General features: G+C 60.4%; 10 protein-coding genes. 1 reads left to right on the top strand and 9 read right to left on the bottom strand.

Annotated elements, in window-relative coordinates; genetic code table 11:
* Positions 1-11: 11 nt before the first annotated feature.
* Genes L8I05_RS13565 through L8I05_RS13555 form a run of 3 tightly spaced genes read right to left on the bottom strand, consistent with a single transcriptional unit; the run spans position 12 to position 4,680 of the window.
* Positions 12-3,095, bottom strand: coding sequence for a MexW/MexI family multidrug efflux RND transporter permease subunit (locus tag L8I05_RS13565; RefSeq protein WP_242169532.1), 3,084 nt, complete (start codon positions 3,093-3,095; stop codon positions 12-14).
* Positions 3,092-4,243, bottom strand: a complete 1,152-nt coding sequence (locus tag L8I05_RS13560) for an efflux RND transporter periplasmic adaptor subunit (protein ID WP_242169529.1) — start codon at positions 4,241-4,243, stop codon at positions 3,092-3,094. The genes L8I05_RS13565 and L8I05_RS13560 overlap by 4 nt, the downstream gene beginning before the upstream one ends.
* A gap of 23 nt (positions 4,244-4,266) precedes the next feature.
* Positions 4,267-4,680 carry a VOC family protein gene (locus L8I05_RS13555; RefSeq protein ID WP_242169527.1) on the bottom strand — a complete coding sequence of 138 codons (414 nt, stop codon included), beginning with the start codon at positions 4,678-4,680 and terminating at the stop codon, positions 4,267-4,269.
* Positions 4,681-4,727: 47 nt separating this feature from the next.
* Between L8I05_RS13555 and L8I05_RS13550 the strand changes: the two genes are divergently transcribed.
* Entirely contained in the window at positions 4,728-5,654 is a 927-nt protein-coding gene (locus L8I05_RS13550) for a LysR substrate-binding domain-containing protein (RefSeq protein WP_242169525.1), read from the top strand.
* On the opposite strand, the gene ribD is transcribed toward L8I05_RS13550, so the two are convergent.
* The 6 genes from ribD to L8I05_RS13520 all read right to left on the bottom strand — a co-directional run bounded on the left by ribD (position 5,633) and on the right by L8I05_RS13520 (position 11,536).
* Positions 5,633-6,739 (bottom strand): bifunctional diaminohydroxyphosphoribosylaminopyrimidine deaminase/5-amino-6-(5-phosphoribosylamino)uracil reductase RibD, encoded by a 1,107-nt coding sequence (ribD, locus tag L8I05_RS13545; RefSeq protein WP_242169523.1) that lies wholly within the window; start codon positions 6,737-6,739, stop codon positions 5,633-5,635. The two genes, L8I05_RS13550 and ribD, sit on opposite strands and share 22 nt — an antisense overlap.
* On the bottom strand, positions 6,736-8,439 hold the full coding sequence (locus L8I05_RS13540) for a WD40 repeat domain-containing protein (protein WP_242169521.1): 1,704 nt from the start codon (positions 8,437-8,439) through the stop codon (positions 6,736-6,738). Before L8I05_RS13540 ends, ribD begins: the two co-directional genes overlap by 4 nt.
* Positions 8,440-8,508: 69 nt before the next feature.
* Positions 8,509-9,108 (bottom strand): GTP cyclohydrolase II, encoded by a 600-nt coding sequence (ribA, locus tag L8I05_RS13535; RefSeq protein ID WP_242169519.1) that lies wholly within the window; start codon positions 9,106-9,108, stop codon positions 8,509-8,511.
* A gap of 72 nt (positions 9,109-9,180) precedes the next feature.
* Positions 9,181-10,188 (bottom strand): SUMF1/EgtB/PvdO family nonheme iron enzyme, encoded by a 1,008-nt coding sequence (locus L8I05_RS13530; RefSeq protein ID WP_242169517.1) that lies wholly within the window; start codon positions 10,186-10,188, stop codon positions 9,181-9,183.
* Positions 10,189-10,252: 64 nt separating this feature from the next.
* A complete protein-coding gene (locus L8I05_RS13525; RefSeq protein WP_242169515.1) occupies positions 10,253-10,999 on the bottom strand; it encodes a class I SAM-dependent methyltransferase in 747 nt (248 codons plus the stop codon).
* A 90-nt stretch (positions 11,000-11,089) separates the two neighbouring features.
* On the bottom strand, positions 11,090-11,536 hold the full coding sequence (locus L8I05_RS13520; protein WP_242169513.1) for a DMT family transporter: 447 nt from the start codon (positions 11,534-11,536) through the stop codon (positions 11,090-11,092).
* Between the last annotated feature and the right edge of the window lie 166 nt (positions 11,537-11,702).

Raw genomic sequence — 11,702 nt, 5'->3', positions numbered from 1 at the left:
CCGTTTTGCTTTTAAGCTTGAGGTTTGAAGCTTGCGGGTTTTTTTTCTATTACTGCCCAATCAATTACCGGCTTGTGCGCCCGCGACAGCAGGGTGTAGACCGACGGCAGCACGAACAGCGTAAACAAAGTGCCCACCAGCATCCCGATAACGATCACAAGCCCCAGGCCAAATCGGCTGCTGGCGCCTGCGCCGGACGAGAACAGCATCGGTACTAGTCCAACCACCATCGCGGCTGTGGTCATCAGGATAGGGCGTAGACGGATTCGCGCCGCGCGGATTATCGCCTGGGCCGGCGTGCAGCGGTATAGCAGCTGCAACTCGTTGGCGAACTCGACCATCAGGATCCCGTGTTTGCTGATCAGTCCGATCAGCGTCACCAAGCCAATCTGCGTGTAGATGTTGATCGTGGCCAAACCCAGGGCCAGCGGGATCAACGCGCCGCAGATCGACAGCGGCACCGTAATCAGGATGATCAGTGGATCGGTCAGGCTTTCATACTGCGCGGCCAGCACCATGTAGATCACGATCAGCGCAAACAGGAACGTCAGCATCAACGCATTGCCTTCGTGAATGAACTGGCGCGAATCGGCCTGCCAGTCATGGCTGAAGCTGGCCGGCAGCTGTTGGCTGTGCGCCTGCAAAAACGCCACCGCCTGACCCAGGCTGACCCCCGGCGCCGGGATGCCCTGGAAGGTCGCGCTGTTCTGCTGATTGAACTGCTTGAGCTTGTTCGGCTCGATCACGCTGTGCAGGCTGACCACGGTCGACAGCGGCACCTGCTGGCCCGCGTCGGTATCGAGGTAGAAGGCGTTCAGGTCCTGGGGCGTGAGGCGACGCGACGCCTGGCTCTGGGGGATCACATCATAAGAACGGCCCTGCAAGGCGAAGCGGTTCGTGTAATTTTCGCCGATCAACACCGCCAAGGTGCTACCGATGTCCTGCATGCGGATCCCCAGGCTGTTGGCCTTGCTGCGGTCGATGCGCACCTGGGTCACTGGGTTGTTGAAGGCCAGGTCGCTATCGACCACCGCAAACAGGCCGCTGGCCCGTGCCTGGGTCTTCAGTTCTTCCATAGCCTGGTACAACGAGCGGTAGTCCTCGGTGCTGCGTATCACCAGTTGTACCGGCAAACCGCCGGTCGAAGCGGGCAGTGGCGGCAACTGGAACACAAAGATCGAGTTGCCCTCCACCGCATCCACGCTCTGTTGCAGTTCGGCCTGGATACTCGCGGCGCTGCGTGAACGTTGCGACCACTCGCTGAAGTTGACGCCGGCGAAGCTGGCCGCCACCCCGTCGTTGCCGTTGATGATCCAGGTACTGACGGTCTCCGGCAGTTGGCCGAGAATCTCGCTCAGCTGATAGGCATAGCGCTCCACGTAATCGAGGTTAGCGTGTTGCGGTGACTTGATCGCCAGCAGCAGGTTGCCCTGGTCCTCATTCGGCGCCAGTTCCTTGCTGGCCTGCCCGTACAGCCAGGGCAGACTGATCAGCACCAGTGCGCCCAGCAGCAGGATCAGCCCTCGCCTGCGCAACGAGCCGAGCAACGCGCGCTGGTAAAGGCGCGCCAGGCGCTTGAAGAAGCGCTCGGCCAGGCGGCTCATGCGCCCTTCGTGTTCCTGGCTGGGCAGCAGCTTGGCGCACATCACCGGGGTCAGGGTCAGGGCGATGACCCCGGAGACCAGCACCGCGCCGGCCAGGGTCAGGGCGAACTCCTTGAACAACGCGCCGGTCAGGCCGTTCATCAGTCCGATGGGCATATAGACGGCGGCCAGGGTGATGGTCATGGCGATCACCGGCGAAGCAATTTCCCGTGCGCCGAACAGCGCGGCTTGCAGGGCCGTGCGGCCTTCCTTGAGGTGACGGTGGATGTTCTCCATCACCACGATGGCGTCATCCACCACCAGGCCGATGGCCAGCACCATCGCCAGCAGCGTCAGCAGGTTGATGCTGAACCCGAACAACGTCATCAGCGCCAAAGCGCCGAGCATCGACAGCGGGATGCTGACGATAGGGATGATAACGCTGCGCACCGAGCCCAGGCACAGGTAGATGATCAACACCACGATCAGGATCGCTTCGATCAGGGTCTCGATCACTTCGATGATCGACGCCTCGATAAAGTGCGCGGTCTCGAACGCCAGCGCCACCTTGACCCCCGGCGGCAAGGTTTTCTCGATGGCCGGCAGCAGGCGCTTGATATCGGCGACGATCAGCAGCGGGTTGCCCTTGGGCGTTGCGTACAGGCCCAGGTGTACCGCCGGCTTGGCATCCATCAGGGCACTGGTTTCATAGGCGGCCGAGCCGAGCTCCACCGTAGCGATATCGCGCAGGCGCAGCAGGTGGTCACCCGTGTTGCTGATGACCATGTTGCGAAATTCATCCAGGCTGCTCAGGTCGGTATTGACCTGGATTGAGGAGACCACGTACTGGCCCTTGATCTGCCCCGGTGCGGCCTGGAAGTTATTGTCGCGGATGGCCTGTTCGACCTGAGCCGCGCTGATGCCGTGGCCTGCCATGCGCTGCGGATCGAGCCACAGGCGCATGGCAAGGCGTTGGCCGCCGAAGGTCTCGACCTTGGCCACACCCTCGATGGTGGAAAACAGCGGCTGCACCACGCGACTGAGGTAATCGCTCAAGGCCGAAGCGCTGAGCGAATCACTGGAAAATCCCACATAGGCCACGGCCGTTGCGTCGCCGGCGGAGCGTTCGATCACCGGGTCGTAGGCCTGTTCCGGCAGACGATATTTGACTTGGTTGACCTTGGCAATCACATCGCTCAGGGCCTTGGCCGAATCCTGATTAAGGGCCATGCGCAAGGTGATCTGGCTGCGTCCCTGCACCGAGGTCGAGCTGACGTAGTCCACGCCTTCCACCGAGGCCAGGGACTGGTTGATCGGCTGGGTTACAAAGCCTTGCATCAGCTCGGCGGGGGCGCCGGGATAGTCTGTGGTGACGCTGATCACCGAGCTTTCCAGCAGCGGGTACTGACGCACGGGCAGGTCGAGGTAAGCCTTGAGGCCGGCCAGTACGATCAGCAGGCTGACCACAAGGGCCAGCACCGGGCGGCGCACAAAGAGGTCGGTGAATTTCACGGTTGCTCTCCGGACATGCTCAGCCGCGGGGGCGTGTTGGCGTCGTTCAACACCGTGCGTTCAAGGGGTTCGATGGCGGCGCCGTCGCTGAGCTTGATCTGCCCGGAAATCACCACCTGCTCACCCGGATTCAAACCCGAGTCGATCACTACCCGGCCATCCCGGCGTTCGCCGGTCTTGACCAGCACCCGCCGGGCAATCGGCGGGGTGTTGGCGTCTGGCGAGGGTTGCACCACAAACACATCTTCACCATAGGCGTTATAGGTGATCGCGGTTTCCGGCACGGTCAGCGTATTGCTCGGCAGCGGCTGGGGCAGGCGCACTTTGGCGAACATGCGCGGCAAGGCGCCGAGCGTCGGCGCTTGCAGCAGCGCCTGGACACTCAAGGTGCGCGCGCGATCAAGGAACGGGTCGATGCTGCTGATGCGCGCGGTGTAGCGTTGCCCCGGCAGGGCATCGAGCTGCACGTCCAGGCGGTTGCCGACCTTGAGTTGCGCCAACGCTTGTTCCGGCACGCTGAAATTGACGTACAGGCCTTGGTCGCCGACCAGGTTGATCAGGCTGTCGCCCGGGTTGACGTACTGCCCCAAGTGCACCTTGCGAATCCCCAGGGTGCCGGCGAAAGGGGCGCGGATGGTCAGTTGATCAATCTGCGCCTTGAGTTCCTGCAGGGCTCCTTGAGCCGTGGTGTACTCGGTCTGGGCATTGTCGAAGGCTTCGTGGGAGATAGCGTTGACCTTGACGAGGGTGCGCGAACGCTCCAGCTTGACCTTGGCGTTTTCCAGCTCGCTTTGCAGGCGCATCAGGCTGCCGCGCTGTGGCGCATCGTTGAGCTTGACCAGCACTTGGCCCCGCTCAACACGCTGGCCGGACTCCACCGGCAACTGCACCACGCGCCCCCCGACTTCGGCGGGCACGCTCACCTGCTGCACCGCCTCCAGTTCGCCGATTGCCTCCAGGTAGCGGGTGAACGGTGCATCGCTGACCGGCGCAATCGCGACCTTTATCGGCGCCGGGGCGTAGGAGGCAACGGCCGGATGGCTCCAGCGCCATAAGCCCCAGGCCAGGGCGAGCAACAGGAGCGCGGCGATCAGCAATGCCACGGTGGTTCGGGAAACGGCACGTCCCGCAGTGCTGACGTGAGGCATAAGCTTCATTCCTTGAAGAGCAATCAGTAAATGGGCCAACAGCCCGGTGTCAGCAGTTCGACGAGGTTCGCATCCGGGTCACGGAAGTAAACGCTCGATCCGCCCTTGGGCCAGTGCGTACGCCCTTCGATGGCGATATTGGCCGCGCCCAGGCGCTTCTCCCAGGTCGGCAGGTCTTCGGCATCGATGGCAAAACAGATATGAATACGCCCGCTGGCGTCGTGGGGCGGGATCTCGCCGCCGCTCAAATATTTGGTGTGCACAGAGGCGCCCCGTTTGAACAGCAAGAGAGTACTCTGTTGACCAACGTTGAACGCGACGAGCACGCTGCTCTCAACCATCGCTTCCAGTTGCAGGTGCTGGCTGTAAAAAGCTTTGGCGCGCTCAAGGTCATCCACGTACAGCGCGGTCTCAATAATTCGCTTGATTTGAGGCATGTTTTGCTCCTGTTTAAAGGGTTGCTCCCTGAAATGGAATTCATCGCATGGTCACAGTCTTATTGCGCAATATCGATTTGAACCTGTTGGTGGTGCTCCATGCACTGCTGACCGAAAAGCACGTCACCCGCACGGGGGAGCGGCTGAATTTGAGCCAGCCGGCCATCAGTCATTCTCTGAGTAAATTGCGAGTGCTGCTGGACGATCCGATCCTGATCCGCGAGGGCAACGAGGTGATGCTTAGCGCCATGGCGCAAAACATTCAGGACCCGCTGCGCGAGATTCTCAGCCAGATTGAAACGCTGTTCGGCAAGTCCATCGACTTCGACGCGGCCAATTCTCAACGCACCTTCCAGTTGGCGATGTCGGATTATGGCGCGGCGATTATCTTGCCCAAATTGCTGGTGCGACTGCGTCGAGAGGCGCCGAACACGACCCTGGTGGTAACCCAGGGCAGCCGGCACGCGATGTTCGAGCAAGTGGCGCAGGGCAAGATCGACCTGGCCCTGGGGGTGTTCCCCAGCCTGACGCCCGACGTGTCGATGGAAGTGTTGTTCGAGGAAAGTTTTTCCTGCCTGCTCGACCGGCGGACCTTGCCCAAGGAAGGCATGCTGGACCTGGAGAGCTACCTGGAGCGCCCGCATATCCAGGTGTCCATGGACGGTGGCGCCAATGGCGAAGTCGACAGCGTGTTGCGCGCCGAAGGCTTGCGCCGTCGTATCGCCGTGAGCGTGCCGCACTGGCGCACTGCGCCAGGCTTGTTGCACAACACTGACCTGATCCTCACCGTCGCGACGCGAACCCTGGAGGACACCTTGCTTAACCCGGACCTGGTGCAATTGCCGCCACCGTTCAGCATTCCGCGTTTTCCATTTGTGCAGATCTGGCACCAGCGTTTCTGTGACGATCCGGCACATGCGTGGTTGCGCGATCAAGTCAAGCAAGTGGTGGCTCATACCGTACTGGCCGATTGATCGGGGCGCAGGCGTAAACGCAGGTCTTGCCCCAGTTGGGTGACGTCGTACAGGGTAAAGTCCAGGGAGTGCGTCAGGTGTTCCAGCTCCGGCAAATGTACCAATGGCCGTGCCAGGTCGCCGAGCAGACGCGGTGCTACGTACAGCAGCAACTCGTCGACCAGGCCTGCGCGCAACAAGTTGCCGGCCAGTGTCGGGCCGGCTTCCACCATGACGTCATGCAGGCCGCGCTCGCTCAAGTGAGCCATCAGGGCGTGCAGATCCAGACCCTGCTGATTACCCGGCAGGCCGAGCAGGCGTTCGCCGTTGGCGCCTTGCGGTACATGGCGCTCGTGCATCACATGCAGGCTCGGCGCCTGGTCGTCGAACACGCGTGCGGTCTGCGGCACGCGCGCCTGGCTGTCGAGGATCACCCGTAATGGCGCGATGGCCTCGGCGGACGCCATTTCACGCACGGTCAGCGAGGGGTTATCCGCCAGTACGGTGCCGCTGCCGGTCAGGATCGCCGCACTGCGCGCGCGCCAGTACTGCACATCGGCGCGCGCCCGGGCGCTGGTGATCCACTGCGAACTGCCATTGTTCAGCGCGGTGCGGCCGTCCAGGCTCATGCCCATCTTCAACTGCACCCAGGGCCGCTTGCGCTGGACCGTGGACAAGAAACCCCGGTTCAGTTCCCACGCCGCGACGTTGAGCAAACCGACCTTGACCTCGATCCCGGCTGCGCGAAGTTCGGCAATGCCGCGCCCGTCGACCTGCTTGAACGGGTCTTCATGGGCCACGATCACGCAAGCCACGCCGGCCTGGATCAGCGCTTGATGGCAGGCCCCCGTACGGCCGACATGGCTGCACGGTTCGAGCGTCACATAAGCGGTGGCGCCCTTGGCCAGGCAGCCGGCCTGGCGCAGGGCGAACACTTCGGCGTGCGGGCCACCCGCACGCCGATGCCAGCCTTCACCCACGATATGCGTACCGTGGGCGATGACACACCCGACCCGAGGATTGGGCCAGGTGGAGTGACTGCCGCGCTCGGCCAACGACAATGCATGCTGCATATGTTGAAAGTCGATTTCGCTGAAGTGGGTCATGGGTGCGTTTGCCGTGCCGAAGCCTGGGCGGTGATCGGGTAGATGCGGCCATCGTAGGCACTGGCGAGGAAGCCGCTGCCTTCGGCGTCGTGGGTCAGGCAGGAGATACCGCTGGCGGTGATCTTCTCCACCTTTGCCCAACTGCGCTTGGCCAGGTCGAACACGGCCACGGTGCCGCCGTAGCTGCCGGTGGCGATCATCTTGCGGTCCTTGGAGATGGCGATGCACTTGATCGAGTGGCTGTGGGGGGTGTCATAGACTTCGCTGTTGCCAGCCTGCCACAGGCGCAGCTTGAGGTCCCGACCGATGCTGGCAAAGCCGCCCTGGATCTGTGTGCAACCGTTGGAAATGCGGTCGTGGGCCTTGTCGAGGTAGGTCTCAAGCTCGAAGTCGGCAATGCGGAAAAACGCCGCCGCCGCCGTCGCGCACACGCTGAACAAGTACTGTTCATCCGCCGCGATGCCTTTGATCGCATTTTCATGCATGCGCACTTCGCGCAGGAACTGCGGCTGCCGATCCATCAGGTTGAAGATCAAGGCTTCGCCGGTGTAGGTACCAATCGCGGCGTGCAGCTCGCCGTCCTTTTCAAAGGTCGTGCCGCAGTTGAGCGGTGAGCGGTGCTGGTAGATCACGTCGCCGGTCTTGGCGTCGAACACCGTGCCCATTTGCCCGCCGGTCAACACGCTGTCGCCGAATGGCAGCAGGAAATTGCACAGGCTGCCGGCCTTGGTGCTGGGCTGGCCATTGATCTGCAGGATACCGGCGTCGCCGATGCTGTAAATGTCGTCGCCGACCACCGTCACCGCGTTCAGGCTGATGGCCGGCTCGATGCCGCTGACGTCCCATTGCTGGGTAGTGAAATCCCAGGTGGCGTAGGTGGACCCAAAGGTCACGAAGGCGATGCGCTGGTCACCGAGCAATGCGCAACTGCGCGGCCAGATGATGCTTGGCAGTGAGGTCTGTGCGGTTTTTTCCAGGCGGTTGTCGGCGGTCAGTTTCCATAGCATTACGCAGCGGTCGTAGCTCAGGCTGACCAGCAGGCGCTGCGCGTCGTTCCACACAATGCGTTTGATCCCGGCGGCGTGGGCCGGTTGCAGGTAGGTGCCGCTGCTGCTGATCACCGAAATCTTGCCTTCGTCGTCACCGGCAAAGATGATGCCTTCGCGGGATAAGGCCACGGTGTCGGTCTCGACACCGCCGAGGTCGATGATGTCCAGTTGCTCGCCGGTGGCGGCGTCCCAGCGGCGGATCGAACCGTCATCGCTGCTCGACACCAGGGTCTGGCCGTCTGCGGACCAGCACACCGAGATCACATCGGCCTCATGGCCTGTCAGGATCTTCCGGGTTTGCCCACTGAGGTTGAACAGGCGGATGGTGTGGTCGCGGGAGCAGGTGGCGATGGTCTGGCCATCCGGTGAGAAGGCCGCCATTTCGATGTCGTCATCGTGGCCGACCAGCACGCTCTTCAAGCGCAGCGAAGGAATTTCCCAGACGCGGGCGGTGTAGTCGCTGCTGGCACTGACCAGCAACGTGCCGCTGGCGTTGAACGCGCATTGGTTGGCCAGGTGGTCGTGGAGTACGCGCTGGATCGGGGTTTTGGTTTTTGCGTCCCAGAGGATCACCTGGTTGTCATAGCCGGCGGTGGCGACGTAGGTATCGTTGAACGTTGCAATACCGCTGATAGGGCCAAAATGTCTCATGCGTCATTATCCTTAATGTTGAGGTTGGCTTATTGCGGGCGACCTGAATGACTCAGCCGCGCAAGCGAGTTATTTCACCAGGTTGATCACGTGATTTTTTTTATCGACTTTGGCTTGCAGGTAATGGGTGTTATGGCGCGTGACAAAGACGCCAGTGGGAATCACTTTATCGACGATAATGCCGTTATCAACCAGGGCCTGAACTTTGTCCGGATTATTAGTAATCAATTGGCAATGTTTGATATTCAACGCTTTCAACATGCCGGCGGCCATGGAAAAGTCGCGGTCATCTTCGGGGAAATTAAGGTGTGCATTTGCTTCGAAAGTATCCATGCCGGAATCCTGCAAGCGGTAAGCATCCAACTTTGCATATAAGCCAATCCCTCGACCTTCCTGGCGCAGGTAAATCAAATAGCCACCGACTTCTCGCATACGGTCGATGGACTCATTTAGTTGAGGGCCACAATCACACCGCTGCGAACTGAATACATCACCCGTCAGGCACTCAGAATGAATCCGCACTAACGGGCTGACCGGGTTAGCCGGCCCCAATTTAATGACAATATGTTCGTGGGCGGTTTCCAATCCACTGAACGTATAAAAAGTCCCGGGATGCGAAGTGTCATCCAAGGGAATATCAACGTGATTGCGTACGCTTAGGCGGGTCATTTGCGGTTCCTTCCATGCTGAATGATTAACGCGTTTTTGTTTGAAGTTATTCGTTTTAAGACAGCGAGGGGTCTACAGGGTCTTGGCGAGGCGAAAACCCATTACATAAATCTGTCGCGGGTATTTGCCGTGGCGTCGGCAATTGCGAGTCAGGTCGCGAAAGCGGGTGAAGCTGCCGCCGCGGGCGATCCGGTGGTTGCCGACCACGGTTACCAGGTCGTCGGTGATAGCCGTGCCGCCTGGGTAGGGGGCATAGTCATCGCTGACGTACTCTTCGACGTTGCCGGCCATGTCCAGGCAGCCAAAGGGCGAGGCGCCTTCGATCAACAGGCCCACCGGGGTGGTGTCGAACAGGCCCATTTCGGCGGTGTTGGCGTGCTGCGGCAGAAAGGTCGGGCCCCAGGGGTATTCGAGGTTTTCCGGGCCGGCCGCGGCGTATTCCCACTCGGCTTCGGTGGGCAGGCGGTAGGCCTGGCCACTGGCTGCGCTGAGCCAAGCGGCGTAGGCGTCGGCGTCTTCGGCGGTGATGCCGTACACCGGGTGATTGGCGCGCTCGCTGGGATATTGGCCGAACGCCCAGCTTTCGGGAATCCGCGCGTGGCCCGAGGCTTCGAGGAAGGCGCGGTATTCGAGGTTGGTGACCGGGTACTTGCCAATCGCGTAGGGTTGCAGGTGTACCGGATGTCGCGGTACTTCCTTGGCGATCCAGTCGCGGTCCAGGCCGAGGCCCTGCAGGTCGTGCATGACTTGATCCACCGCCGATTCTGGCAGGCCGATTTCGACCTGGCCGCCACTGATGTGAATCATTGCCGGGTTGAGCACGTCGAGCCGTGGGTCCATGGTCAGGGCCAGCAGTTGGGCAGCGGCATAGCGCCAGGCCAGTGGCGAGACCGGGTTTTCCACGCGTTCAGCCAACTGTTCGATGGACTCTTCCGAGACCTGGCGCCAGGCGGCCAGGGGCAGCTTCAAGTTAAGCGCGTCCTGGAAGTGCTCAGGCAGGCCCATCAAAAAACGGTCGGTCATCTCGGCGGTCAGGGGGCCGTCGAACACCGGCCAATGGTTGAAACCCTTGGAAGTCATAACGCTTGGTTTCCTGCTGCAGTAAAGAAAAGGCACGCGCACCCAGGTGCCGCGTGCCCGGCTTTTATAGGGTGCAGATCAGCCCGGTTTGCAGGCAGTTGCGCTCGAAATCATCCCAATAGCCTTTAGGATGTTTGGCCCGCTCGGCTTCGGAGATGAGGGGTTTTTGCCATTGCAGACGCGAGAAGCCTGCCTTCATGATCGCCAGTTCATAACGCTCACGGCTCCAGCGATGAAAGGTAAAGGCGCTGGGCGGCTGGGTGACGAATTCAGCGTGGTGGCGAAAGCCGCCTTCGTGGGCTTCTTCGGTCAGCACATGCACGCCGTACTTGGTGAAGTTGCCGCGTTGCAGCTGGAATGTCGGCTCCACGGTGTAGGCCACGACGCGGCCGCCGGGGGCGAGATTCTTGGCGGCCACCTGGAACATCTTGTCCAGTTTTGCCGGCGAGTCGGCGTAGTTGAACAGCCAGGCGGCGGTAATCAGGTCGAATTTGCCGAGGACGCCCAGTTCGCAGATATCGCTGACATGGAACTCGATCGCTTCCTGATTACACGCCGATTCCTTGCGAGCCAGGTCAATCATCGAGGCGGAAATATCCACCCCGACCACTTTGCTTGCGCCCTGGCGATATAACTCACGGCCAAAGAAGCCGAAGCCGCAGGCCAGGTCCAGTACGGATTTGCCTTTGACATCACCGACCATATGGAAAAACGTCGCGGTTTCTACTGAACGCTGGGAGGCCGTGTCCGTGAAAGCCTCGAAGCGTTCGCCAATGGCGTCATACGTAGCAGTTGCAGATTGGTTAGTCATTGCCTCACCTTCTAAAAATAATAGCTGTCGTCAATCCCTGACTCGGGAACATGAAGAAGTCTTCTGTTTCGGTGACCCCGTTGTTTATTTTCAAGTGCGCGTAGTAATAAGAAAACCTCCAATGACGACGATTACGCCGACCAGTTTATTAATATTTAGAGACTGCTTGGGAAAGCCGATCAGGCCAAAGTAGTCAATCGCGATTGAAACGATAAGTTGGCCGACCAATACCGCCATGATGAAGTTCAGCGCACCGAGCCGGGGGGCCATCAATAAGGCGACGGTGATGTAAAACACACCCGCGACACCCCCCATCCAAATCCACCACGGACCTTCCTGTACCGCTGAAAAGTTCGGACGGGGCGCTTTTACAACAATGATGACAACGATGAGAACGACCAGGCTGACCAACAAGGAAACTGCGGTTGCCCACAAAGGGTGGCCCAGCAGACTGCCTAATTTTGCGTTAGTCCCGGCTTGCAAGGGAACTGCGAAGCCGGCGAATAAACTGAGCAGGACAAACATTATTAAGGTCATGGAGTGTGCATTCCGTTTTTTTGAAGTTTTACGATGATCGGTTTGCTGACGCCAATTCTTTGTTCTGATGGGTTGTATTCGTCGCACTGATGGGGCAATTGGCTACTGTACTTCTTGCACAGACAATGATTCACGAGGAGTCAGACTGGGGCAGTGAAATCTCGGC

Origin of the sequence: Pseudomonas sp. MONT-RG-20F-20-E-7-02, from assembly GCF_022662395.1 — a bacterium.
Taxonomy (GTDB): domain Bacteria; phylum Pseudomonadota; class Gammaproteobacteria; order Pseudomonadales; family Pseudomonadaceae; genus Aquipseudomonas.
The sequence above is the reverse complement of the archived record's forward strand: the minus strand, read 5'-3'. Positions and strand labels throughout refer to the sequence as shown.

Excerpts from the sequence above, each read along its gene's own strand:
- L8I05_RS13560 (WP_242169529.1), bottom strand. The coding sequence starts at position 4,243 with ATGCCTCACGTCAGCACTGCGGGACGTGCCGTTTCCCGAACCACCGTG.
- L8I05_RS13555 (WP_242169527.1), bottom strand. The coding sequence starts at position 4,680 with ATGCCTCAAATCAAGCGAATTATTGAGACCGCGCTGTACGTGGATGAC.
- L8I05_RS13550 (WP_242169525.1), top strand. The coding sequence starts at position 4,728 with ATGGTCACAGTCTTATTGCGCAATATCGATTTGAACCTGTTGGTGGTG.
- ribD (WP_242169523.1), bottom strand. The coding sequence starts at position 6,739 with ATGACCCACTTCAGCGAAATCGACTTTCAACATATGCAGCATGCATTG.
- L8I05_RS13540 (WP_242169521.1), bottom strand. The coding sequence starts at position 8,439 with ATGAGACATTTTGGCCCTATCAGCGGTATTGCAACGTTCAACGATACC.
- ribA (WP_242169519.1), bottom strand. The coding sequence starts at position 9,108 with ATGACCCGCCTAAGCGTACGCAATCACGTTGATATTCCCTTGGATGAC.
- L8I05_RS13530 (WP_242169517.1), bottom strand. The coding sequence starts at position 10,188 with ATGACTTCCAAGGGTTTCAACCATTGGCCGGTGTTCGACGGCCCCCTG.
- L8I05_RS13525 (WP_242169515.1), bottom strand. The coding sequence starts at position 10,999 with ATGACTAACCAATCTGCAACTGCTACGTATGACGCCATTGGCGAACGC.
- L8I05_RS13520 (WP_242169513.1), bottom strand. The coding sequence starts at position 11,536 with ATGACCTTAATAATGTTTGTCCTGCTCAGTTTATTCGCCGGCTTCGCA.